The following is a 22,604-nucleotide window of genomic DNA, read 5'->3' on the forward strand; positions in this document are numbered from 1 at the left end:
GCCCCCGGGGCCTGCGGCCGACACTATCTTTCAAGGATGAGGGTTTTCGGGGACTTAGGTTACGTCCGGGTCCTTGCAGGCCCCACCCCCCCTCCTATATGAGGCTCACCGTCGCAATATCGCGAGTAATTGATCGTTTGGGGGTTTGGATTGGTGTGCCGTCAGGGCCCAGCCAACCTGCCGCAAAAAAAGAGGATATGGAGACCATGGGAAAGGTCATTGGGATCGATCTCGGCACCACGAATTCGTGCGTCGCCGTAATGGATGGCAAGACAGCGAAAGTCATCGAGAACGCCGAGGGCATGCGGACGACCCCGTCGATCGTCGCTTTCAGCGATGATGGCGAGCGCCTTGTCGGACAGCCCGCCAAGCGCCAGGCGGTGACCAATCCCGAGCGCACCTTCTTCGCGGTCAAGCGCCTGGTAGGCCGCCGTTATGACGACCCGATGGTCGAGAAGGACAAGAAGCTCGTCCCCTACAAGATCGTCAAGGCATCCAACGGCGACGCCTGGGTCGAAGCCGACAGCAAGACCTATTCGCCCTCGCAGGTCTCGGCCTTCATCCTGCAGAAGATGAAGGAGACCGCGGAAGCCCATCTCGGCACCAAGGTCGAGCAGGCCGTCATCACCGTTCCCGCCTATTTCAACGACGCGCAGCGTCAGGCCACCAAGGACGCCGGCAAGATCGCCGGCCTTGAAGTGCTGCGCATCATCAACGAGCCGACCGCGGCAGCCCTCGCCTACGGCCTCGACAAGACCAAGTCCGGCACCATCGCGGTATACGACCTAGGCGGCGGCACATTCGACGTGTCGGTGCTCGAGATCGGCGACGGCGTGTTCGAAGTGAAGTCGACCAACGGCGATACGTTCCTCGGCGGCGAAGACTTCGACATGCGTCTGGTCAGCTATCTCGCCGACGAATTCCAGAAGGAGCAGGGCATCAACCTGCGCAACGACAAGCTTGCCCTGCAGCGGCTGAAAGAGGCCGCCGAAAAGGCCAAGATCGAACTGTCCTCGACCACCCAGACCGAAATCAACCTGCCCTTCATCACCGCCGACGCCTCCGGTCCGAAGCATCTGACGATGAAGCTGACGCGCGCCAAATTCGAGGCGCTGGTCGACGATCTCGTGCAGAAGACCATCGAGCCCTGCCGCAAGGCGCTGAAGGATGCCGGCCTCACCGCCGGTGAAATCGGCGAAGTGGTGCTGGTCGGCGGCATGACCCGCATGCCGAAGGTCCAGGAAGTGGTGAAGCAGCTGTTCGGCAAGGAGCCCCACAAGGGCGTCAACCCGGACGAGGTCGTCGCCATCGGCGCGGCGATCCAGGCCGGCGTGCTGCAGGGCGACGTCAAGGACGTGCTGCTGCTCGACGTCACCCCGCTGTCGCTCGGCATCGAGACGCTGGGCGGCGTGTTCACCCGCATCATCGATCGCAACACCACGATCCCGACCAAGAAGAGCCAGGTGTTCTCGACCGCCGAGGACAACCAGAACGCCGTCACCATCCGCGTCTTCCAGGGCGAGCGCGAAATGGCCGCCGACAACAAGGTGCTGGGCCAGTTCGACCTGATGGGGATTCCGCCGTCGCCGCGCGGCATGCCGCAGATCGAGGTCACCTTCGACATCGACGCCAACGGCATCGTCAACGTTTCGGCCAAGGACAAGGCGACCGGCAAGGAGCAGCAGATCCGGATCCAGGCATCCGGCGGCCTGTCCGAAGCCGACATCCAGAAGATGGTCAAGGACGCCGAGGCCAATGCCGCCGAGGACAAGAAGCGCCGCGCCGCGGTCGACGCCAAGAACCATGCCGACTCGATGGTGCACTCCACCGAGAAGGCCCTGGCCGAGCACGGCTCCAAGGTCGAGGAGAGCGAGCGCCGCGCCATCGAGGACGCCGTCAGCGATCTGAAGGAAGCGCTGAAGGGCGACGACGCCGAGGCGATCACCGCCAAGACCAACACGCTGGCGCAGGCTTCGATGAAGCTCGGCGAGGCCATGTACAAGCAGGCGGCCGAAAGCGATGCGGCCAAGGATGCCGCCAAGGACGACGTGGTCGACGCGGAATTTACCGAGGTCGACGACGACAAGAACAACAAGAAGTCTGCTTGATACGGCTGGTACCATGACCCTCATTCTGAAGAGCGCGCGGGTTGCGTCTCCAGGGATGGGGGTCATTTTTCTTTAAGCCGGAGGCTGCATTCTCAGAGGGAGCGTTTCTTTCTCCGGGATGCATGGCTGCGGAATAAGAACGGAATTTCGGGCGGATTTGACGGATGTCGACCACCAAGCGCTGCTATTACGAAACCCTTGAAGTCGAGCGGAGCGCGGACGAGTCCAAGCTCAAGGCGGCGTTCCGCAAGCTGGCGATGAAATGGCATCCGGACAAGAATCCGGGCGATGCCGCCAGCGAAGTCCGCTTCAAGGAAATCAACGAGGCCTATGAGGTCCTGAAGGACGGCGACAAGCGCGCGGCCTACGACCGGTTCGGCCATGCGGCGTTCGAGCAGGGCCATGGCGGCGGCGGCCCCGGCTTCGGCGCCGGCTTTGCCTCGTCCTTCTCCGACATTTTCGAAGACCTGTTCGGCATGGCCGGGCAGCGCGGGCGCGGCGGCCGCGAGCGCGGCCAGGACCTGCGCTACAACATGGAAATCACGCTGGAGGAAGCCTTCCTCGGCAAGACCGCCCAGATTGAGATTCCGGTCTCGGTGACCTGCGAATCCTGTTCGGGCATCGGCGCCAAGGCCGGCACCAAGCCGAAGACCTGCTCGATGTGCGGCGGGGCGGGGCGGGTGCGGCAGGCGCAGGGCTTCTTCACGCTGGAGCGAACCTGTCCGGGCTGCCAGGGTCGCGGCCAGATGATCGAGGACCCCTGTCCGTCCTGCACCGGCTCGGGCCGGGTGACGCGCGACCGCAACCTGTCGGTCAACATTCCGCAAGGCGTCGAAGACGGCACCCGCATCCGGCTGGCCGGCGAAGGCGAGGCCGGCGTTCGCGGCGGGCCGCCGGGCGATCTCTACATTTTCCTGTCGCTGGCCACCCATGAATTCTTCCAGCGCGACGGCGCCGATTTGCATTGCCGCGTGCCGATCTCGATGGTGGCGGCGGCGTTGGGCGGCGAGTTCGAGGTGCCAACCATCGACAAGGGCAAGACCAAGGTGAAGGTGCCCTCCGGAACCCAGTCCGGCCGGCGCTTCCGCATTGCGTCAAAAGGCATGCCGGTGCTGCGCTCGCGCCAGATGGGCGACATGTATGTCCAGGTCGTGGTCGAAACGCCCCAGAACCTCACCAAGAAGCAGCAGGAGTTGCTTGCCGAGTTCGAAAAGCTGTCTTCCGGCGCCACCCAGCCGGAGGCGGCCGGTTTCTTCACTAAGGTCAAGGACTTCTTCGGCAGCCGCGCCAACCCCTGACGACTCTTCGTCTTGACCGTACCGGCCGCTACCTATACGTCTTTATGACTATTTTCTGACACTCCCGCCCACCGTCGGGTCCCGTCCGGTAGCGACATGCCATTGCAATCGTCTGTGCGTGCGTTGAAGAAGCCTCCCCGTCTTGACGATGAGGTCCGCTTCCTCCGTTCATGGATCGAAAAGCCGCTGCGGATGGGCGCGGTGATGCCGTCGGGCAAACTTCTCGCCCGCACCATGGCGCAATATGTCGACGTCGATTCCACGGCACCGGTGATCGAATTGGGACCGGGCACCGGGGCGATTACCAACGCGCTGATCGAGCATGGCATCGATCAGAAGCGGCTGGTGCTGGTCGAATATAATCCGGGTTTCTGCGCGCTGCTGCGCGACCGCTATCCGCAGGCCAGGGTCCTGCAGGGCGACGCCTATGCGCTGCGCGACTCGCTCGGCGACGTGCTGGGCGCGCCGGCATCCGCCGTGGTTTCAGGCCTGCCGCTGGTGACGCAACCGATGCTGAAGCGGCTGAAACTGATCCGCGACGCTTTTCTGGCGTTGGCGCCGGGCGCGCCCTTCGTGCAGTTCACCTATTCGGTAGCGCCGCCGATTCCGAAATCGCTGCCGGGCGTTTCCACCGAAGCCTCCGAGCGCATCTGGATGAACCTTCCACCGGCCCGCGTCTGGGTGTATCGCAAGGGCTGACCCCTTTCCGGTGCCCTCGCGCGCCGGTTCGCCCTGTCTTGCGATTGGTTCATGGCCGCGCTGAAAATCCTCATCATCCCCGGCTCGCTGCGCACAGCCTCGCACAATGCGAAGCTGGCTTCCGCGGCTGCGCATGAATTCGCGCTGGCCGGCGCCGAAGTCACCCGGATCTCGCTGGCCGATTTTCCGCTGCCGATCTATGACGGCGACCTGCAGAGCAGATCCGGCGTGCCGAAACACGCGGTCAACCTGAAGCGGATGATGGGCGCGCATCACGGCGTGCTTCTGGTTTCGCCGGAATACAATGCGTCGGTCTCGCCGCTGCTGAAAAACGCCATCGACTGGGTGAGCCGGGTGCAGGACAGCCACGAGACCCGCGGCCAGGTGTTTCGCGAGCGGCCCTTTGCGATCGCGGCGGCCTCGGAAAACCGGCTCGGCGGAACGCGCGGCCTGGCGGCGCTGCGGCTGATCCTGGCCGCCTGCCAGGCGCCGGTCATTCCCAGCCAGCTCGCGCTGTCATTCGCCCACGAGGCCTATGATGATAGGGACAGGCTGAAGCATCCGGCCGACAGCGAGGCGCTGGGCGCGCTGGTGCGGCAGCTGATCGACATTTCCCAGCGCATGATGTGAGGTGACATGCAGGCTTCCGAGATCGCTCCCCGCGACCGCCTGATCGTGGCGCTGGATCTGCCCGGCACCGCCGCGGCGGAAGCGATGATTGCCCGGCTCGGCGACAGCGTGACGTTCTACAAGATCGGTTACCAGCTCGCCTATGCCGGCGGACTGCCGCTGGTGCGCCAGCTCGCCGACCAGGGCAAGAAGGTGTTCATCGATCTCAAGCTGCACGACATCGGCAACACGGTCGCGCGCGGCGTCGAGAGTATCGCAAAGCTGGGCGCGACGTTTCTCACGGTGCACGCCTATCCGCAGACCATGAAGGCCGCGGCCGAGGCGCGCGCCGGATCCGACCTGAAGATTCTCGCGGTCACCGTGCTGACCTCCTATGACGATGGCGACCTTCATGCCGCGGGCTTCCGGCTCGGCGTGTCCGATCTGGTCGAGGCCCGTGCCCAGCAGGCCCAGGTGCTCGGCATCGACGGCCTGGTCTGTTCGCCGGAAGAAGCTGCGCATTTGCGTAAAGTAGTCGGTCACCGGATGAACCTGGTCACCCCGGGCATCCGGCCCGCGGGAGCCGCAGCCGGCGACCAGAAGCGCATCATGACGCCGGCGCGCGCCATCGCCGCCGGCGCGGACTATCTGGTGGTCGGACGTCCGGTGATGGAAGCCGCCGATCCCAGGGAAGCGGCCGAGGCCATCCAGGCCGAGATCAAGCAGGCTCTGGGCTGAACACAAAAAGGGAGGAAACCGACAATGGCAAAGGGTTACTGGATCGCGCGCGTCGACGTTCACAATGATGAAGGCTACAAGGCCTATGCGGCCGCCAACCCCGCGATCTTCAAGAAATTCGGCGGACGCTACGTCGTGCGCGGCGGCAAGTTCGAGGGTCTGGAGGGCGCAAGCCGCTCGCGCAACGTCGTGATCGAGTTCGCCGATTACGAGACGGCGCTGGCCTGCTACCGCTCGCCGGAATACCAGGACAACATCAAGCTGCGGCAGCCGCATTCGACCGCCGAACTGATTATCATCGAAGGCTATGACGGGCCGCAGCCGTAGCCGCTATCCTCGTCCTGAGGAGCATCGCGGCGCGATGCATCTCGAAGGACGGCCGCAGGTCATGTGCCAGATGGTTCGAGACGCGCTTCGGACAGCGCAAGCGCTGTCCAACGAGCTCCTCACCATGAGGGAGTGGGGTGTGTTGCCCCGGGGCGACGCATCAATCCGTTGCCCGGAAACCCCGCGCCCGCTATAGGGGCGGAGAGGGGTAGAGCCATGGCCGACATGCGTTTGATCGTTGCGGGGGCCGGCGGCCGGATGGGCCGCGCGCTGACGCGCGTCATCTCGGAAACGCCGGGCGCCGTGCTTGCCGGCGCGCTGGAAGCGCCGGGATCGGAGCTTTTGGGCAGGGATGCCGGCGTGCTCGCCGGCCTGCCCGAAAATGGCGTGAAACTCTCGGGCGACCTGTGGTCGCTGTCGGGCCATGCCGACGGCATCGTGGATTTCACCGTGCCGGCCGCCACCATCGCCAATGTCGCGATCGCCGCCGAGCGCGGCCTGGTCCATATCATCGGCACCACGGGCCTGTCGTCGTCCGACGACGCCGTGATCAAGAGCGTCACCCGGCAGGCCATCGTCGTCAAGTCGGGCAATATGAGCCTCGGCGTCAATCTGCTGGCCGCGCTGGTCAAGCGGGTGGCGCAGTCGCTCGACCCGAGTTTCGATATCGAAATCCTCGAAATGCATCACCGCGCCAAGATCGACGCGCCCTCGGGCACAGCCCTGATGCTCGGCGAGGCCGCCGCCGCCGGCCGCGGCGTCGACCTCGGCACCCATTCGGCGCGCGGCCGCGACGGCATCACCGGCGCGCGGCGGCCGGGCGATATCGGCTTCGCGTCGCTGCGCGGCGGCACCGTCACCGGCGATCACAGCGTGATCTTCGCCGGCGCCATGGAGCGCATCACGCTGTCGCATCACGCCGAGGACCGCATGATGTTCGCGCAGGGCGCCATCAAGGCAGCACTTTGGGCGCGCCAGCAGAAGCCCGGACTGTATTCGATGGCCGACGTGCTCGGGCTCGGCGATTTCTGAAGCTCTTCTCCCCTCCCCACCGCTTCGCCCGCCTTCGCCAAGCGGCTTCGGCGGACACAGCGGGAGGAGGGGAGAAGAAAGCGTTCTGGCTCGTTGGAACGGGAAGCGCGTCAGCTCTTTCCGTTCGGCTGCCGCAACGATTTGCCGGTCATCTCGGCGGGCTGCGGCAATTCCATCAGGTCGAGCAGGGTCGGCGCCAGATCCGCCAGCCGGCCATTCGACAGCGAGACGTCGCCGCCGCCCAGCAGCAGCAGCGGCACCGGGTTGGTGGTGTGGGCGGTGTGCGGACCGCCGGTGACGGGATCGCGCATCATTTCGCAGTTGCCGTGATCGGCGGTGACCAGCAGCGCGCCGCCGGATTTTTCGATCGCATCCGCGATCTGGCCGAGCCCGCGATCCACGGTTTCCACCGCCTTGATCGCGGCCGCCAGAATGCCGGAGTGCCCCACCATGTCCGGATTGGCATAGTTCAGGATGATCAGGTCGTACTTGCCCGACTGGATCGCCTCCACTGCCTTCGCCGTCAATTCGGGCGCCGACATTTCCGGCTGCAGGTCGTAGGTCGCGACCTTGGGCGAGGGCACCATGATGCGATCCTCGCCGGCAAAAGGTTCTTCCCGTCCGCCATTGAGAAAATAGGTGACGTGGGGGTATTTCTCCGTTTCCGCCATGCGCAATTGCGTGCGGTTCGCGGCCGCCGTGACCTCCCCCAGAATGTTCGGATAGGTCTGCGGCGGGAATATCGTCTGCATCAACCGGTCGAGATCCTCGCTGTACTGCGTCATGCCGACCGCGGCGGCGAAGCGCACCGCGCGCTTGCGCGGGAAGCCGGCAAACGACGGATCGAGCATCGCGCCGAGAATCTCGCGCACGCGATCGGCGCGGAAGTTGAAGCAGAGCACGCCGTCGCCGTCCCTGACGCCGGCATAGCTGCCGATCACGGAAGGTTCGACGAATTCGTCGGTGTGGTCGTGGGCATAGGCGTCGGCGATCGCCGACTGGGCGTCGGGAAAACGCGGGCCTTCGGCCTCGACGATGGCATGGTAGGCCCTGGCGACGCGATCCCAGCGCTTGTCGCGGTCCATGGCGAAGTATCGGCCGATCACCGTGGCCACCGGCACCGACGGCGGCAGTGCGGCCTGCAGCCGCCTCAAATCCCCGGCCGCCGATTTCGGCGGCGTATCGCGTCCATCGGTGAGGGCGTGGACCACCGTGGGCACGCCGCTCTCGGCGAGAATGACGGCCAGTGCCGCCGCCTGGTCCTGATGCGAATGCACCCCGCCCGGGGAAACCAGGCCGATCAGATGGCAGGTGCCGCCGCTCTGCTTCAGCGCCCCGATCAGGCTGCGCAGCGCTGCGGCGGATTTGATGCTGCCGGAGGCAATCGCATCGTTGATCCGCGGCAGATCCTGCATCACGACGCGGCCCGCGCCGATGTTGAAGTGTCCGACCTCGGAATTGCCCATCTGACCGCCGGGCAGGCCGACATCGAGTCCCGACGTCGTCAGGAAGGCGTGCGGACCGGTGGACCACAGGCGATCGAAATTCGGCGTGCTGGCCTGAAGAACGGCATTGTCGGCCGGATCTTCGCGCCAGCCCCAGCCATCCAGGATAGCCAGCATGACAGGGCGACGTTTCTGCATGGATCCACCTTCTATCGGATTTCGAAGGTGGTTGTGGGCGATCGGTTTGAGGTCGTCAACGCCGCTCTCGGGCATTCCGGGACCGGATATGTCCCGAAAGCCGCTAATGCATCCCGACCTGTCCGGCTTCCCAGCCCAGCATCGCCTGCTTGCGGGTGATACCCCAGTGATAGCCGGTCAGCGCGCCGCTCTTGCCCAGCGCGCGGTGGCACGGCACCACGAACGAGACCGGGTTCCTGCCGACCGCGGCGCCGACGGCGCGCGAGGCCTTTGGCTTCTCGATATTGGTCGCGATGTCGGAATAGCACACCGCGCGGCCCATCGGGATTTTCAACAGCGTCTCCCAGACCCGGACCTCGAAATCGGTGCCGATCAGCACCACGCGCAGCGGCCGGTCGGCGCGCCACATGTTCCTGTCGAACACGCGCTGCGCCAGGTCGGCGGTGCCCTCGCGATCTTCCAGGTAGGTGGCGCGGGGCCAGCGCCGCTGCATGTCGGCGAGTGCTGCTTGCTCCTCGCCGGGATCGGCGAAGGCAAGGCCGGCGAGACCGCGGCCGCTGGCGATCACGATGGCGGTGCCGAACGGCGAGGGGTGGAAGCCGTAACGCAGCGTCATGCCGGCGCCGCCGTTCTTCCATTCGCCTGGCGACATCGCCTCATGGGTGACGAACAGATCGTGCAGCCGCCCCGGGCCCGACAGCCCGGAATCGAGAGCGGCGTCGAGCACGCTGGCGGAATCGCGCAGCAGGCCCTTGGCGTGGTCGAGCGTCAGCGCCTGCATGAAGGCCTTTGGCGTCAGGCCGGCCCAGCGGCGGAACAGATGGTGCAACTCATCCGGCGTCACCGAGGCTGCTTCCGCCATCGCCTCGATGGTCGGCTGCGCGCGCCACTGCTCCGAGATGAAGGCGATGGCGCGGCGCACCGAATCATAGTCGCGCAGCGCGGCGTTCTGGGGTCCCGGTTTGGTGAGGCGGTGCTCATTCATGGCGAGGTTCATCATGGCTCTGATGTAGGACGGGCGAGAGGCGCAAACCACCCGATTCCCGACCAGGCTTCATGAGACCGGATTGTAGGTCGGGCCGCGTTTGGCGGCCTGCAGGGCTGCAAGCAAAGCCTTGGCAAAGCTGGCTTTTTCGTCGGGGCCCAAAAAACTCGCGATGGCGACGCGGCGCCCGCGCGAGACCAGAAAGAGCTTTTCGATGCCGAATTCGGCGTGGGATTTCTGATCGAGCTGCACCCACAGCGGATTGAGCACCCATTCGACCACATCGCCGCGGTGGCTGACCCGGCGCACCCGCAGTTCTGACGGTGTGATGCGAATTTCCTCGGTGGCGGCGGCACGGCGGAAATTGATCCGGAACGCCCACCAGATCACCAGGATATCGAGACCGAAAAAGCCCATCACGGGCCATGCGCCCATCAGGAGAAACGCCAGCCCGGTGACAAAGCTGACCACGCCGAGAAATACCATCAGCACGACGAAGCCGGTGCGGTTCAGCGAGCGGTGCGGCGTCAGCAGCGCCGAAAACAATTCCGGCTGGGGATCATAATCATTGCCTGCGGTCATCGCCGGTCAGTATATCAGGATCATGGCGAAAATCACCCGCGGCCTCGGGGCCAAAGCCAAACTCCCGGCGGCAAAACCGATCAAAAAAGCAGCAGCCCAGCCCGGGCCCGCGCGCGCAGCCAGGCCAAAACCTTCGAAGATGAGGCCCTGGACCGCCGCCGAGGTGTACGAGGCGTTCAGCCGCTTTCGCAATGCGAATCCCGAACCGAAGGGCGAGCTCGAACATCTCAACGCCTATACATTGCTGGTCGCCGTGGTGCTGTCGGCGCAGGCGACCGACGCCGGCGTCAACAGGGCGACCCGCGCGCTGTTCGCGGTCGCCGACACGCCGGAAAAAATGCTTGCACTCGGCGAGGACCGGGTGCGCGACTACGTCAAGACCATCGGGCTCTATCGCAACAAGGCGAAAAACGTCATCGCGCTGTCGGCCAAACTGATCGCCGAATTCGGCGGCGTCGTGCCGCGCACCCGCGCGGAGATCGAATCGCTGCCCGGCGCCGGCCGCAAGACCGCCAATGTCGTGCTCAACATGGCCTATGGCGAACACACCATGGCGGTCGATACCCACGTGTTTCGCATCGGCAACCGCACGGGTCTGGCGCCCGGCAAGAATCCGCTCGAAGTCGAACTCGGCCTCGAGAAGGTGATCCCGTCGGAATTCATGCTGCACGCCCACCACTGGCTGATCCTGCACGGCCGCTACATCTGCCTCGCGCGCAAGCCGCGCTGCGACGTCTGCCTGATCAACGATCTTTGCCGGTGGCCGGAGAAGACGGTGTAGGGGAGCTGCCAACGTCGTCATTGCGAGGAGCACTTGCGACGAAGCAATCCAGTCTTGCCGCGCGAAGAAAGAAAGCTGGATTGCTTCGCTTCGCTCGCAATGACGGCTTGGACAGAAGACGCGCTCCTCACCATGAGGAATCTACACCGGCACCCTTGTCTTGCGCGCCGGCTCGATCAGCTCCGGCCGCGGGCCGCTCAGGCGCTTGTGCATGTGGACCATGAAGGCCATGCCGAACAGCGGCGTCGCCAGGTTGACGATCGGGATCGACACGAAGGCCGCGATGAACAGGCCCGCGGTGAAGACGGTCGCCGCATTCGCCTTGCGCATCGCCTTGGCTTCCGCCGGGGTGCGAAACCGCATCGCCGCCAGCTCGAAATACTCCCGGCCCAGCAGCCAGGCGGTGGCGACGAAGAACACGATGAAGCCGGCGCCGGCGATCAACACGAAGGGCAGCGCGATCAGATAAACCAGCAGCGTCAGAAGCGCGGTCTTGACGCCTTCGGTGATGGCGAGGCCGAACGGCAGCGCGGTGCCGGGGCGTTCGGCCGGATAATGCTCGAGCTCGACATGGTCGGCGACCTCGTCGACGAACACGCTCGCCACCAGCGAGGTGATCACCGGCATCAGGAACACCGCGCCAAGCACGACGCCGAGCCCGGCCATGATCGAGATGATCCAGGCCAGCACGTTGATCGAGGTCTCGTAGTCCGGCCCAAGCATGCCGTCGAGCCAGACTTCGCCCGAACCCGCGAACCAGCTCAGCAGCCGCTGCAGGCCGACCGCGAGCACGATGATCAGCACCAGTGCCAGCCCGATCGAGCGCCACAGGATCGAGCGCATCGGCGGCGACAGGATTTGCGATAGCGCCTTGACGGCGGCGTCCAGCATGGTGGTCAAGTCCTCTTTCGGGAAAAAGCCCTTGCGAGAAGTAGACATGCGGGCCCGGTTCGGCAAGAGCCGTCAGCCTGACCGCGATGGATGCGAGGTTCAGGGAGAGTGAAGGACCCGGCGCTCAGTCGTACTTGTGCGCGCCCTTGCGCGCCCGCTTCTTCTTGCCCGTCGCAGTCGGGATCATCACCACTTTCCCGTAGCGCACGCCGCGTTCGGCGATGATGTGGTCGGCGAAATGCTGCACTTCGCTGGAGGCGCCCTTCAGCGCGGTCACTTCCATGCAGCTGTCGTCGTCGAGATGGACATGCAGCGTCGCCAGCGACAGATCGTGATGGCCGTGAAAGGTCTGCACCAGGCGTTTCGACAGGTCGCGCGCGGCGTGGTCGTAGACATACACCAGCGCCGCCACGCATTGCCCAGAGGGCTCCGCCTCCTGGGCGCTCTGCTGGAGGCCGGCGCGGGCGAGGTCGCGAATGATTTCGGAGCGGTTCTGGTAGCCGCGGTCTTTCGCGGCGGCGTCGATCTCCGCCAGCAGGTCGTCCTCGATGGTGATGGTGATCCGTTGCATGGATGGTTCCGAATAGGCTGGTATGATGCTTTTATTGCAACGTCATACTGTGGCTGGTAGCGTCAGTGGCCGGGTTGGGTTGGCCTGTGCGGTCGCAAGACGACTGTAGCAGTATCATGCGGGGGCATGGGCGTTGCGTAAGGTTTGTTGGCGCCTGTTTTGGGCGGGCACGTCCATCGTTGTTTTTACCCCCTTGGTCCCCTTGGCCCCTCCGGCGCACGCCCAGACGGCGAAAACCGAATCCGGGGCAGGCCAGCTTCCCCCGGTGACGGTGATTTCCCCGCAAACCACGCGGCAACGGCGGATCAGGCAGCCGCAGCAATCGCGTCGCGAGCGAAGCGCGCAAAACCCTGCGGTGGTCCAGCCGGTTCAACCGGTCGCTGCCGCGACGGGTGTTACGTCGGGTTCGGCCGTTTCGGGGCCGCAAGGTCTGCAGCCCGCGTCCGCCAGCGAAACCACGATCAGCGGTGAGGAGTTCAACGCCCGACCGGCGTCGCGGGTCGGCGAATTGCTGGAGGCGGTGCCGGGGCTGATGGTCACCCAGCATTCCGGCGAGGGCAAAGCCAACCAGTATTTTCTGCGCGGCTTCAATCTCGACCGCGGCACCGACCTTGCCATCACGGTCGATGGCATGCCGGTCAACATGCCGACCCATGGCCACGGCCAGGGCTACGCCGACATCAACTTCCTGATTCCGGAACTGGTCGGGGCGGTCAATGTCCGCAAGGGGCCTTACTTCGCCGACAAGGGTGATTTCGCCTCCGCCGGTTCCGTCGACATCGACTATCTGACCAGGCTGCCGAAGAACCTCGCGGAGATCAGCTTCGGCAGTTTTGGGTATCTGCGCGGGGTCGCCGCCGGCTCGACCGCGGTCGGCGCCGGCACGCTGCTCGCCGCGGTCGAGGGTACCAAATATAACGGCCCCTGGGACGTGCCCGACGATGTGCGCAAGCTGAACGGCGTGCTGCGTTACAGCCAGGGCACCGCTACCGACGGCTTTACGCTGTCGGCGATGGCGTATTCGAACGGCTGGAACTCGACCGACCAGGTGGCGCAGCGCGCCATCGACCAAAACCTCATCGGCCGCTTCGGCACGCTGGATGCGACCGACGGCGGAACCTCGAGCCGATTCAGTTTCTCCAGCAACTGGGCGCATTCGAGCGCCTACGGCCAGAGCAAGGCCAGCGCCTATGTGGTGCGCTCCTCGATGCAGCTGTTCAACAATTTTACCTATCTGCTCGACGATCCCGTCAATGGCGACCAGTTCAGCCAGCTCGACCGCCGCACGCTGTACGGCTTCAACGCCAGCCACAGTTTCGATGTGCGCTTTGCCGGAATCGAGACCCAGACCCGTGTCGGGCTGAACACGCGCGGCGACGATATTCGTGTCGGGCTGTTGCGCACCATGCAGCGCGCGACGCTGTCGACCGTTCGCGAGGACCAGGTCAGGGAAGGCAATATTGGGCTTTGGGCCGATACCACGGCGCGCTGGACCGACTGGCTGCGCACGACGGTCGGCTTGCGGCAGGACTATTTCGCCGGCCGGGTTTCCAGCGACACGCCGGAAAACTCCGGCAATGCCTCGGCGACCATGACCAGCCCGAAGGCCGGCATCGTGCTGGGTCCGTGGTACCGGACCGAATTCTACGGCAATGCCGGCTACGGCCTGCACTCCAACGACATCAGGGGCGCCACCATCACCGTCGACCCCAACGACAAGGTGACGCCGCAGGACCGCGTCCCGCTGCTGGTGCGCTCGAAGGGCGCCGAGATCGGCATCCGCACCAAAGCGATACCCGATCTCACCAGCTCGGTAGCGCTGTTCGTGCTGGATTTCGATTCCGAGCTGCTGTTCGTCGGCGACGCCGGCACCACCGAGGCGAGCCGTCCCAGCCGCCGCGTCGGCATCGAATGGACCAGCACGTACAAGGTCCGGCCGTGGCTGTCGCTCGATCTCGACGTCGCCTATACGCGGGCGCGCTTCACCGACTTCGATCCGGCCGGCGACCGCATCCCCGGCGCGCCGGCCTGGATCGCCAGCGGCGGCGTCACCTTCGGCGCCGACACCGGCTGGTTCGGCGCCTTGCGCGGACGCTATTTCGGCCCGCGTCCGCTGATCGAGGACGACAGCGTGCGCTCGCAGGATTCGCTGATCTTCAACGCCCGCGCCGGCTACCGTTTCGACAACGGCATCCGGCTGCAGCTCGACGCGCTCAATCTGTTCAACGCGAAAACCAGCCAGATCGAATATTACTACGCCTCGCGCTTGCCGGGCGAGCTGGCCGACGGCCTTGCCGACCGGCATGTCCACCCGGCCGAGCCGCTGGCGGTCCGCCTGACCTTGGCCGGGCGGTTCTGATCGCGACGGGGCAAGGCAATCGCGATTACGAGAATGCGTTGCCGCCGTGCAGGCCGAGCTTCTTGAAGATCATCGCCGCGGGACAGAATCCCGTGAACGCTGCCTGCAGCATGTTCAGCCCGGCGAAAGCGGTCAGCAGGAACCAGTAGGGCGAGACCAGCCAGCCCAGCGCAAGGCTGAGAAGCACCACACATCCGGCGAAAGCGAGCACTGCCTTATCGATATTCATAACGTATTCCTTTTTTGGTTGGGTGAAGTCTGTCAGGGCCGGGCAAGCCCGGCCGTCGTCCATGCCACGATGGCTTTGGTGTCCATCGCGCCCGAGGTCCGTGCGATCTCCCGGCCGTTGCGCATCAGCAGGAGCGTCGGGATGCCGCTGATGCCGAGGCGGGAAGAGACCGTGGGCGCCTTGTCCGAGTTCAGCTTCAACAGCCGGACGCCAGGTTCGAGCTGCTGCGCCGCGCGTTCGAACATCGGCGCCATGGACCGGCAGGGACCGCACCAGGGCGCCCAGACATCGACCAGCACGGGAATGTCGTTGTGCGCGAGGTGGCGGTCGAACGCCGGCTCGTCCACTTCGATGGGATGGCCGCTGAAGATCGGCTGATGACAGGATCCGCAGCGGGCCTTCGTTGCGGTGCTTCCGGCGGGCAGCCGGTTGATCTTGCCGCAATGCCCGCAGACGATCTGGTGACTTGCGCTCATGTTCCGGTCTTGACCTCCTTGATCTTGGCGATGTTGAGCTTGTCGAGCAGAAAGCGCTCGTAGAACGGCTCGCTCTCGCCGCGCCTGATCTTGCGCAGGAAGTATTTCTCGAAGGCGACCTTGGCGAGATGGACCCATTCGCCCTTCGCGGACCAGTTGACGTTGCGCGGCGGAATTTGCGGCTGCGCCAGGAAGGCGACGCCGGTGTCGCCGAAATCGGCGAGGCAGATCGCATTCCAGGTCGGCTGCGCCACCGGGATCCGGCCCTTCAGCAGCGCGCCGATATTCATCGCCGTCGCCGTCACCATCGATTCGATCATGAAGCCGGTCTTGGGCACGCCGACGGGGACCGGGGTCGCGCCGACCGGCGCGATCGCCACGCAGACGCCGATCGCGAAGATGTTGGGATATTCGGGATTGCGCTGGTGCTTGTCGACGATGACGAATCCGCGGGGGTTGGTCAGCTTCTCGATGCCCCTGACGGCGCCGACGCCGCGAAACGCCGGCAGCATCATCGAATAGGCGAACGGCAATTCGTGGGTCTTGCGGATCGACCCGTCGTCGGCGACTTCCTCGACCGTCATCCTGCCTTGCTCGACGCCCTTCACCCGTGCGTTGGTGATCCATTTGACGTGCTTCTCGCGCATTTCGCTCTCGAGCAGGCCCTTGGTATCGCCGACCCCGTCGAGACCGAGATGGCCGACATAGGGTTCCGAGGTGACGAAGGTCATCGGCACGCGGTCGCGCAGCTTGCGGCGGCGCAGCTCGGTTTCCAGAATGAACAGGAATTCGTAGGCGGGCCCGAAGCAGGAGGCGCCTTGCACAGCGCCGATCACCACCGGTCCCGGGTTGGCCGCGAGCTTCTCGAAGGCGTCCCTGGCATGTGTCGCGTGGTCGACGTGGCAGACCGATTGGGTGTGGCCGTCCGGCCCCAGCCCGGGGATCTCGTCGAATGCGAGCTCCGGCCCGGTGGCGACCACCAGGTAATCGTAATCGATCGAGACGCCGTCGGTGAGTTCGACGCGGTTTTCCGCGGGATGCACGCGCTGCGCGCCCTGCGTCAGCAGCCGCACGCCCTTGCGTTTCATGATCTCGACGAGGTCGATCTCGATGTCGCCGCGCTTGCGCCAGCCGATCGCGACCCAGGGATTGGAGGGGACGAAGTGATAGACCGGCCCCTGGGAAACCACGGTCAGGCGGTCGCCCTTGCTCAATTGCGGCAACAGTTCATAGGCCATCAGCGTTCCGCTGAGACCGGCTCCGATAACGACGACTTCCGACATGATCGACTCCGTTGGCTGCATTCCCCTGTGGACGGCTGCGCCGGTTTTCTCCGGTCCGTTGGCCGCGTCGCTTGACTATATATTCGAACTCTCGTATATACGCAAGTATGAAAATAGATAGTGCGATCATGGAATCCGCGGCCGACCGGGCCAGCGACCTGCTGAAGGCGCTGTCCAACCGGCACCGGCTGCTGATCATTTGCCAGCTGATCGACGGCGAGCGCTCGGTGGGCGATCTCGCCGGGTTCCTGAGCCTGCGCGATTCCACGGTGTCCCAGCATCTCGCGCTGCTCCGCAAGGATGGCCTCGTGGCGGCGCGGCGCGAGGCCCAGACGATCTACTATTCGATCGCCAGCGATCCCGCGCGCGAGATCCTGAAGACGCTGTATCAGGTCTATTGCGCGCCGCCGAAAGCCCGGAAGGCGAAGACAAGATTATAGCCGCACAGCGGCGGCGCCTTGAGGCAGGTCAACGTCGGCGCCGTGAATTTCAATGAGATGCACGACAACCGCCAATGGGGCGGAAAGGCGATGACAATGCGCAGCAGATTGATAGTAATGGGCATGCTGGCCGCGACGGCGTTCGGCGCCAATGCCGCCGCGGCCCAGACCCTGACCGTTGCGCTCCGGCCGGTCGCCGACGAGAAGGCGGTCTTCGCGACCGTCGAAAGCATCAGCGTGGTTCCGGCCCGCAGCCGCATCGGCGGCACCGTCGTCCAGCTCGGCGTCCGCGAAGGCGATCCGGTGACCAGCGGCCAGGCCATCGCCACGATCGGCGACGACAAGCTCGCGCTGCAGATGAAATCGCTGGACGCGCAGATCGACGCGCTGCAGGCGCAGGCGAGCCAGGCGCAGATCGATTTTACCCGGATCGAGGGCCTGGTCGAGCGCGGCACGCTCCCGCGGGTCAGGCTCGACGAGGCGCGCACCGCGCTCAACGTGGCGGATAACGGCCTGCGGGCGAAGACCGCGGAGCGCGCGGTGGTGCAGCAGCAGTTCAACGAAGGCCAGGTGCTGGCGCCGGCTGGCGGGCGGGTGCTGAAAAAGCTGGTCGCCGTCGGCTCCGTCGTGCTGGCCGGCGACCCCGTGGCGATGATTGCGCAGCAGAATTTCAAACTGAGGCTGCGGGTGCCGGAGCGGCATGCCCGCTCGCTGAAGACCGGCGACAGGATCAGGGTCGACGGCGCCGAATTCGGCGACCAGAGTCCGAAATCGGGCGTGATCGATCTGGTCTATCCGCAGATCGAGGACGGCCGCGTGATCGCGGACGCCACCGTTGAAAATCTCGGAGAGTATTTCGTCGGCGACCGCCTCCGGGTCTGGATCTCCGGCGGAGAGCGCAAGGCGTTCGTGGTTCCCTCGAACTACGTCACCACGCGTTTCGGCATCGACTATGTCCAGATCCGCAAGGGCGAGCGCACCATCAGCGCGCCGGTGCAGCGCGGGCGCCCGCTCGCCAGCCCCGAGCTTCCCGACGGTCTCGAAATCCTGTCCGGCATTCGCCCCGGCGACCTCCTGGTGCAGCCGTGAATCTCGGACTTTCGGGCCACCTGACCCGGGCGACCATCGGGTCCCCGCTGACACCGCTGTTCCTGCTCGCCTCGCTGGTCGTCGGCTTGATCGCCGTGGTCGCCATTCCGCGCGAGGAGGAGCCGCAGATCAGCGTCCCCATGGTCGACATCCGCGTCAATGCCGACGGATTGCGCGGCCCGGATGCGGTCGAGCTGGTCACCAAGCCGCTCGAATCCATCGTCAAGGGTATCGACGGCGTGGAGCACGTCTACAGCCAGACCGAGGACGACCGCGTCCTGGTCACCGCGCGCTTCCTGGTCGGGACCAAGTCCGAGGACGCCATCCTCCGCGTACATGAGAAGATCCGCGCCAATCTCGATCGCATCCCGGTCGGGATTCCCGAGCCCCTGATCGTCGGGCGCGGCATCAACGACGTTGCCGTGACCGTGCTGACGCTCTCGCCGAAACCGGAAGCCGCCGAACGGTGGACGGACAAGGACCTCTACGAACTCGCCGACAAGCTGCGCTCGGAGCTGATGAAGGTCGACAGCATCGGCCTGACCTACATTTCGGGCGGCGGCGCCCAGCAGATCCGGGTCGAGCCCGATCCGGAAAAACTCTCGCTGTTCGGCGTGACGCTGCAGCAGCTCGTCGCCAAGGTGAAGGATGCCAACCGCTCGTTCCTCGCCGGACAGGTCCGCGACGCCGGCACGGTCCGCAGCGTCTCGGCCGGCCAGACCCTGTCCGGTATTCCCGACATCGGCCTCCTGCTGATCTCGACGCGGGACGGACGTCCGGTCTACGTCAAGGACGTCGCCCACGTCGTCATCGGACCCAACGCGACCGAACACCGCGTCTGGAACGATGCGCGCGACTCCAAGGGCAAGTGGGAGCGCGTTCCCGCCGTCAGCCTGGCGCTTGCCAAGCGCGCCGGCGCCAATGCGGTGGTGGTTTCCGAGGAGATTGCGCACCGTCTCGAGGGACTGAAATCGCGCCTCATTCCGGATGAGGTCGTCGTTACCGTGACCCGGGACTATGGCGAGACCGCGAACGAGAAGGCCAACGAGCTGCTGTTTCATCTCGGCCTCGCGACGATCTCGATCGTCATCCTGATCGCGATCGCGATCGGCTGGCGCGAGGCGCTGGTTACGCTGGTCGTGATCCCCACCACCATCCTGCTGACGATGTTCGCCGCGAACCTGATGGGCTACACCATCAATCGCGTCAGCCTGTTCGCCCTGATCTTCTCGATCGGCATCCTGGTCGACGACGCCATCGTGGTGGTCGAGAACATCGCCCGCCACTGGGCGATGCGGGATGGGCGGCCGCGGCTGCAGGCCACCATCGAAGCGGTCGCCGAGGTCGGCAATCCGACCGTGGTGGCGACGCTGACCGTCGTTGCCGCGCTGCTGCCGATGCTGTTCGTATCGGGGCTGATGGGTCCCTACATGGCGCCGATTCCGGCGAACGCGTCCGCCGCGATGCTGTTCTCGTTCTTCGTGGCGATGGTGGTGGCGCCGTGGCTGATGCTGAGGCTGGCGCCGAAAGAGGGCGCCGCCGGCCCGGCGCATGCCGCGCATGACGAAGGCGCGCTCGGCCGGCTCTATCGCCGCATCGCCACCCCCATCGTCGCCAGCAAGCGTTCGGCCTGGATCTTCCTGGTCGTCGTCGGGATCGCGACCCTGCTGTCGATGACCCTGTTCGCGACCAAGTCGGTGACGGTCAAGCTGTTGCCGTTCGACAACAAGTCGGAGATCGCGGTTGTCGTCGACCTCCCCGAGGGCGCCAGCATCGAAGACACCGAGCGAACCTTGTTTGCCGCCGCCGATATCGCCCGCGGCCTGCCCGAGATCACGTCGGTGCAATCCTATGCCGGCACCCCGGCGCCGTTCAATTTCAACGGCCTGGTGCGGCACTATTATTTGCGCGAGCGGCCGGAACTTGGCGAACTGCAGGTCAATCTTGCCGCGCGCTCCGACCGCAAGCGCGCAAGCCATGACATCGCGCTCGATCTGCGCCAGCGCCTCAAGGCCGTCAGCGTTCCCGCCGGTACCAGCATCAAGGTGGTCGAAGTGCCGCCGGGTCCTCCGGTGCTGGCGACGCTGCTGGCCGAGATCTACGGGCCCGACGCGGCCACCCGGCGGGCGGTGGCCGGCGAACTGAAGAAGCTCTTCGCCGAAGTGCCGTTCATCGTCGATATCGACGATTCGATCGGGCAGAAGCGGCCGCGGCTGCGGCTGTCGATCGACCAGGACCGCCTCGAGTTCTTCGGTGTCGAGCAGCGCGACGTCTACGATACCATCCAGACCCTGTTCGGGGGCGTGTCGGTGGGATATTCGCACCGCGGCGAAGACCGCAATCCGATCGAGATCGCGGTCCGGCTGCCGAAACGCGACCTCGCCTGGACCGAGGCATTGGCCTCGACGCCGGTGCCGGCCAATACGCTGCCCGGCAGCAAGACCGTCGTCGAGCTCGGTCAGCTGGTGAAGGCAACCATGGAGGAAGGCTCGCCGCAGATCTTCCGACGCGACGGCCGCTTCGCCGACATGGTGATGGCCGAGCTGGCGGGACGTTTCGAGGCGCCGCTCTACGGCATGCTGGCGGTCGCCGACCGCATCGAGGCGCATGACTGGGGCAAGCTGCAGAAGCCCGTGATCGCCCTGCATGGCCAGCCGACCGACGAATCCCGTCCGACGCTGCTGTGGGACGGCGAATGGGAGATCACCTATGTCACGTTCCGCGACATGGGCGCCGCATTCGGCGCCGCGATCCTCGGGATCTATGTGCTGGTCGTGGCCCAGTTCCGCAGTTTTCGTCTGCCGCTGGTGATCCTGACGCCGATTCCGCTGACGCTGATCGGCATCCTGATCGGCCACTGGCTGCTGGGCGCGCCGTTCACCGCGACGTCCATGATCGGCTTCATCGCGCTGGCCGGGATCATCGTCCGCAATTCGATCCTGCTGGTCGACTTCATCCGCCACAGCGCCGGCGCGAACCGGTCGACGCGCGACATCGTGCTGGAAGCCGGTGCCGTGCGCTTCAAGCCGATCCTGCTGACCGCGCTGGCCGCCATGATCGGCGCCGCGACCATCCTGCTCGATCCGATCTTCCAGGGGCTGGCGATCTCGCTGCTGTTCGGACTGGCATCGTCGACGCTGCTCACCGTGCTCGTGATTCCCGCGATCTACATCGCGCTTCGCGACAGCAAGCCGCAGGTACCGTCCGGCGAGACCGCAGCCAAGGGCTGAGGCTAGCCGGGCCGCCGCATCAGCGCCCCGTCGTCCCGCGCCGTGGGACGGGCCCTTTGCCAGGCGTCGCGCAAAATCATGCCGGCGGCCATCGCCAGGACAAACACGAAGACATCGGGCGACAGCGTCGCGAGGCTTTCCAAAGCCGGCCCCGGGCAAAACCCGACGAGACCCCAGCCGATGCCGAACAGGGCCGATCCCGCAACAAGCGGCCGGTCGATATCGTCCCTGGTCGGCCAGAACCCCTGGGCGGCGAGCAGCGGCCGCGAACGGCTCCGTGCCAGCATGAATCCGGGCACGGACACCGCAAGCGCCGCGATCATGACGACGGCGAGACTTGGATCCCACGCGCCGAAGACATCGAGAAATGCCAGAACCTTGGCCGGCTGTACCATTTGCGAAATCAGCAGGCCGGCGCCGAACAGCAGCCCGCACGACAGCGATGCGATCATCAGCATGGTCAGCCTCCAAATCCGTGACGGGTAAGCGCAACGGTCAGGATCGCGGTCAGCATGAAGATGACGGTGGCCACGATGGACCGGACGGACAGCCGCGCGATGCCACAGATGCCGTGACCGGACGTGCAGCCGTCTCCCATGCGGCTGCCAAATCCGACCAGAAGGCCGGCGGCGATGATGACGGTCCAGCTAGCCGGCAATTCCGGTGTCGGCATCCCGTAACCGATCCAGCCTGCGAGCGGCGGCGCCAGAATGAGCCCTGCGATGAAGGCGAGGCGCCAGGCCTTGTCGCCGGTTCCGGGATTGAGCAGGCCGCCAAAAATGCCGCTGATGCCGGCAATTCGGCCGGTCAGCAGCATCAGCAGGACCGAGGAGAGCCCGATCAGCGCGCCGCCGATCGCTGCCGATAACGGAGTGAAATTAGCCATGGCATTGCTCCACAGGACGCGGAGATCCAGTCTCCCATCGTGCCGTGGCTAGCTTACAAACGCGTCACCCGCAATCGCAAGGCATTGCCGACCACGCTGACCGACGACAGCGCCATGGCGGCGGCTGCGATGATCGGCGACAGCAGCAGGCCGAAGGTCGGGTAGAGCACGCCGGCGGCGATCGGGATGCCGGCGGCGTTGTAGATGAACGCAAAGAACAGGTTCTGGCGGATGTTGCGCATGGTGGACCGGCTCAAGGTGATGGCGGTGACCACACCGTTGAGCGCTCCGGAGATGAGCGTGATGTCGGAGGACTCGATGGCGACGTCGGTGCCGGTTCCGATGGCG

The 22,604-nt window shown here is 65.4% G+C and carries 22 protein-coding genes and 1 pseudogene; 12 read left to right on the forward strand and 11 right to left on the reverse strand.

Translation table 11 applies throughout. The annotated features are described in order from the left end of the window. Positions 1–206 precede the first annotated feature (206 nt). The 7 genes from dnaK (at position 207) to dapB (ending at position 6,811) form a co-directional block, all read left to right on the forward strand. Positions 207–2,108 (forward strand): molecular chaperone DnaK, encoded by a 1,902-nt coding sequence (gene dnaK / locus Q8R73_RS13885; RefSeq protein ID WP_305720122.1) that lies wholly within the window; start codon positions 207–209, stop codon positions 2,106–2,108. Between the two features lie 164 nt (positions 2,109–2,272). Continuing rightward, entirely contained in the window at positions 2,273–3,406 is a 1,134-nt protein-coding gene (dnaJ, locus tag Q8R73_RS13890) for a molecular chaperone DnaJ (RefSeq protein WP_305720123.1), read from the forward strand. Positions 3,407–3,502: 96 nt separating this feature from the next. After that, positions 3,503–4,105 (forward strand): class I SAM-dependent methyltransferase, encoded by a 603-nt coding sequence (locus tag Q8R73_RS13895; RefSeq protein WP_305720124.1) that lies wholly within the window; start codon positions 3,503–3,505, stop codon positions 4,103–4,105. Positions 4,106–4,156: 51 nt separating this feature from the next. Continuing rightward, positions 4,157–4,735: an NADPH-dependent FMN reductase gene (locus tag Q8R73_RS13900; protein WP_305720125.1), complete on the forward strand. Its 579-nt coding sequence runs from the start codon at positions 4,157–4,159 to the stop codon at positions 4,733–4,735. Between the two features lie 6 nt (positions 4,736–4,741). Next, a complete protein-coding gene (gene pyrF / locus Q8R73_RS13905; RefSeq protein ID WP_305720126.1) occupies positions 4,742–5,452 on the forward strand; it encodes an orotidine-5'-phosphate decarboxylase in 711 nt (236 codons plus the stop codon). Positions 5,453–5,476: 24 nt separating this feature from the next. Then, positions 5,477–5,779, forward strand: coding sequence for a DUF1330 domain-containing protein (locus tag Q8R73_RS13910; RefSeq protein ID WP_305720127.1), 303 nt, complete (start codon positions 5,477–5,479; stop codon positions 5,777–5,779). 216 nt (positions 5,780–5,995) lie between these two features. Then, the gene (dapB, locus tag Q8R73_RS13915; RefSeq protein WP_305720128.1) at positions 5,996–6,811 is read left to right on the forward strand and encodes a 4-hydroxy-tetrahydrodipicolinate reductase; all 816 of its coding nucleotides are present in this window, start codon (positions 5,996–5,998) and stop codon (positions 6,809–6,811) included. A 110-nt stretch (positions 6,812–6,921) separates the two neighbouring features. Here dapB and gpmI read toward each other — a convergent pair whose 3' ends face one another. The 3 genes from gpmI to Q8R73_RS13930 form a co-directional block, all read right to left on the reverse strand. Further along, a complete protein-coding gene (gene gpmI / locus Q8R73_RS13920; protein WP_305720129.1) occupies positions 6,922–8,454 on the reverse strand; it encodes a 2,3-bisphosphoglycerate-independent phosphoglycerate mutase in 1,533 nt (510 codons plus the stop codon). A 103-nt stretch (positions 8,455–8,557) separates the two neighbouring features. After that, positions 8,558–9,454: a bifunctional helix-turn-helix domain-containing protein/methylated-DNA--[protein]-cysteine S-methyltransferase gene (locus tag Q8R73_RS13925; RefSeq protein WP_305720130.1), complete on the reverse strand. Its 897-nt coding sequence runs from the start codon at positions 9,452–9,454 to the stop codon at positions 8,558–8,560. Positions 9,455–9,508: 54 nt separating this feature from the next. Beyond that, the gene (locus tag Q8R73_RS13930) at positions 9,509–10,021 is read right to left on the reverse strand and encodes a DUF2244 domain-containing protein (protein WP_305720131.1); all 513 of its coding nucleotides are present in this window, start codon (positions 10,019–10,021) and stop codon (positions 9,509–9,511) included. 22 nt (positions 10,022–10,043) lie between these two features. Here Q8R73_RS13930 and nth point away from each other — a divergent pair, with 22 nt between their 5' ends. Next, complete coding sequence (gene nth, locus Q8R73_RS13935) at positions 10,044–10,802, forward strand: endonuclease III (protein WP_305720142.1); 759 nt, start codon at positions 10,044–10,046, stop codon at positions 10,800–10,802. A 141-nt stretch (positions 10,803–10,943) separates the two neighbouring features. On the opposite strand, the gene Q8R73_RS13940 is transcribed toward nth, so the two are convergent. After that, positions 10,944–11,693 (reverse strand): sulfate transporter family protein, encoded by a 750-nt coding sequence (locus Q8R73_RS13940; RefSeq protein ID WP_305720143.1) that lies wholly within the window; start codon positions 11,691–11,693, stop codon positions 10,944–10,946. 124 nt (positions 11,694–11,817) lie between these two features. Then, a complete protein-coding gene (gene nikR / locus Q8R73_RS13945) occupies positions 11,818–12,264 on the reverse strand; it encodes a nickel-responsive transcriptional regulator NikR (RefSeq protein WP_305720132.1) in 447 nt (148 codons plus the stop codon). A gap of 355 nt (positions 12,265–12,619) precedes the next feature. Between nikR and Q8R73_RS13950 the strand changes: the two genes are divergently transcribed. Beyond that, positions 12,620–14,623, forward strand: coding sequence for a TonB-dependent receptor (locus Q8R73_RS13950; protein ID WP_305720133.1), 2,004 nt, complete (start codon positions 12,620–12,622; stop codon positions 14,621–14,623). Between the two features lie 25 nt (positions 14,624–14,648). On the opposite strand, the gene Q8R73_RS13955 is transcribed toward Q8R73_RS13950, so the two are convergent. From Q8R73_RS13955 to Q8R73_RS13965, 3 genes are read right to left on the reverse strand one after another with little or no spacing between them, the layout of a single operon-like run. Beyond that, positions 14,649–14,852, reverse strand: a complete 204-nt coding sequence (locus Q8R73_RS13955) for a DUF2892 domain-containing protein (RefSeq protein WP_305720134.1) — start codon at positions 14,850–14,852, stop codon at positions 14,649–14,651. Positions 14,853–14,884: 32 nt separating this feature from the next. Next, positions 14,885–15,328, reverse strand: coding sequence for a thioredoxin TrxC (gene trxC, locus Q8R73_RS13960; RefSeq protein WP_305720135.1), 444 nt, complete (start codon positions 15,326–15,328; stop codon positions 14,885–14,887). Beyond that, positions 15,325–16,611 carry an NAD(P)/FAD-dependent oxidoreductase gene (locus tag Q8R73_RS13965; RefSeq protein WP_305720136.1) on the reverse strand — a complete coding sequence of 429 codons (1,287 nt, stop codon included), beginning with the start codon at positions 16,609–16,611 and terminating at the stop codon, positions 15,325–15,327. The genes trxC and Q8R73_RS13965 overlap by 4 nt, the downstream gene beginning before the upstream one ends. A gap of 128 nt (positions 16,612–16,739) precedes the next feature. On the opposite strand from Q8R73_RS13965, the gene Q8R73_RS13970 reads away from it, so the two are divergent. The 3 genes from Q8R73_RS13970 to Q8R73_RS13980 all read left to right on the forward strand — a co-directional run bounded on the left by Q8R73_RS13970 (position 16,740) and on the right by Q8R73_RS13980 (position 21,370). Then, a complete protein-coding gene (locus Q8R73_RS13970) occupies positions 16,740–17,051 on the forward strand; it encodes a helix-turn-helix transcriptional regulator (RefSeq protein ID WP_305720137.1) in 312 nt (103 codons plus the stop codon). A 96-nt stretch (positions 17,052–17,147) separates the two neighbouring features. Continuing rightward, positions 17,148–18,140: an efflux RND transporter periplasmic adaptor subunit gene (locus Q8R73_RS13975; protein WP_305720138.1), complete on the forward strand. Its 993-nt coding sequence runs from the start codon at positions 17,148–17,150 to the stop codon at positions 18,138–18,140. After that, a complete protein-coding gene (locus Q8R73_RS13980) occupies positions 18,137–21,370 on the forward strand; it encodes an efflux RND transporter permease subunit (protein ID WP_305720139.1) in 3,234 nt (1,077 codons plus the stop codon). The genes Q8R73_RS13975 and Q8R73_RS13980 overlap by 4 nt, the downstream gene beginning before the upstream one ends. A 2-nt stretch (positions 21,371–21,372) precedes the next feature. On the opposite strand, the gene Q8R73_RS13985 is transcribed toward Q8R73_RS13980, so the two are convergent. From Q8R73_RS13985 to Q8R73_RS13995, 3 genes and pseudogenes are all read right to left on the reverse strand, one after another. Continuing rightward, entirely contained in the window at positions 21,373–21,828 is a 456-nt protein-coding gene (locus Q8R73_RS13985; RefSeq protein ID WP_305720140.1) for a YeeE/YedE family protein, read from the reverse strand. Between the two features lie 2 nt (positions 21,829–21,830). Continuing rightward, positions 21,831–22,256 (reverse strand): YeeE/YedE family protein, encoded by a 426-nt coding sequence (locus tag Q8R73_RS13990; RefSeq protein ID WP_305720141.1) that lies wholly within the window; start codon positions 22,254–22,256, stop codon positions 21,831–21,833. A gap of 53 nt (positions 22,257–22,309) precedes the next feature. Next, positions 22,310–22,604 (reverse strand): annotated as a pseudogene (locus tag Q8R73_RS13995) (hypothetical protein); the annotation flags it as partial.

This window comes from Bradyrhizobium sp. (assembly GCF_030697065.1).
Taxonomy (GTDB): Bacteria; Pseudomonadota; Alphaproteobacteria; order Rhizobiales; family Xanthobacteraceae; genus Bradyrhizobium.

Bases quoted from the DNA above. Each gene is read 5' to 3' on its own strand.
- dnaK (WP_305720122.1), top strand. From the start codon at position 207: ATGGGAAAGGTCATTGGGATCGATCTCGGCACCACGAATTCGTGCGTC.
- dnaJ (WP_305720123.1), top strand. From the start codon at position 2,273: ATGTCGACCACCAAGCGCTGCTATTACGAAACCCTTGAAGTCGAGCGG.
- Q8R73_RS13895 (WP_305720124.1), top strand. From the start codon at position 3,503: ATGCCATTGCAATCGTCTGTGCGTGCGTTGAAGAAGCCTCCCCGTCTT.
- Q8R73_RS13900 (WP_305720125.1), top strand. From the start codon at position 4,157: ATGGCCGCGCTGAAAATCCTCATCATCCCCGGCTCGCTGCGCACAGCC.
- pyrF (WP_305720126.1), top strand. From the start codon at position 4,742: ATGCAGGCTTCCGAGATCGCTCCCCGCGACCGCCTGATCGTGGCGCTG.
- Q8R73_RS13910 (WP_305720127.1), top strand. From the start codon at position 5,477: ATGGCAAAGGGTTACTGGATCGCGCGCGTCGACGTTCACAATGATGAA.
- dapB (WP_305720128.1), top strand. From the start codon at position 5,996: ATGGCCGACATGCGTTTGATCGTTGCGGGGGCCGGCGGCCGGATGGGC.
- gpmI (WP_305720129.1), bottom strand. From the start codon at position 8,454: ATGCAGAAACGTCGCCCTGTCATGCTGGCTATCCTGGATGGCTGGGGC.
- Q8R73_RS13925 (WP_305720130.1), bottom strand. From the start codon at position 9,454: ATGATGAACCTCGCCATGAATGAGCACCGCCTCACCAAACCGGGACCC.
- Q8R73_RS13930 (WP_305720131.1), bottom strand. From the start codon at position 10,021: ATGACCGCAGGCAATGATTATGATCCCCAGCCGGAATTGTTTTCGGCG.
- nth (WP_305720142.1), top strand. From the start codon at position 10,044: ATGGCGAAAATCACCCGCGGCCTCGGGGCCAAAGCCAAACTCCCGGCG.
- Q8R73_RS13940 (WP_305720143.1), bottom strand. From the start codon at position 11,693: ATGCTGGACGCCGCCGTCAAGGCGCTATCGCAAATCCTGTCGCCGCCG.
- nikR (WP_305720132.1), bottom strand. From the start codon at position 12,264: ATGCAACGGATCACCATCACCATCGAGGACGACCTGCTGGCGGAGATC.
- Q8R73_RS13955 (WP_305720134.1), bottom strand. From the start codon at position 14,852: ATGAATATCGATAAGGCAGTGCTCGCTTTCGCCGGATGTGTGGTGCTT.
- trxC (WP_305720135.1), bottom strand. From the start codon at position 15,328: ATGAGCGCAAGTCACCAGATCGTCTGCGGGCATTGCGGCAAGATCAAC.
- Q8R73_RS13965 (WP_305720136.1), bottom strand. From the start codon at position 16,611: ATGTCGGAAGTCGTCGTTATCGGAGCCGGTCTCAGCGGAACGCTGATG.
- Q8R73_RS13970 (WP_305720137.1), top strand. From the start codon at position 16,740: ATGGAATCCGCGGCCGACCGGGCCAGCGACCTGCTGAAGGCGCTGTCC.
- Q8R73_RS13975 (WP_305720138.1), top strand. From the start codon at position 17,148: ATGCGCAGCAGATTGATAGTAATGGGCATGCTGGCCGCGACGGCGTTC.
- Q8R73_RS13985 (WP_305720140.1), bottom strand. From the start codon at position 21,828: ATGCTGATGATCGCATCGCTGTCGTGCGGGCTGCTGTTCGGCGCCGGC.
- Q8R73_RS13990 (WP_305720141.1), bottom strand. From the start codon at position 22,256: ATGGCTAATTTCACTCCGTTATCGGCAGCGATCGGCGGCGCGCTGATC.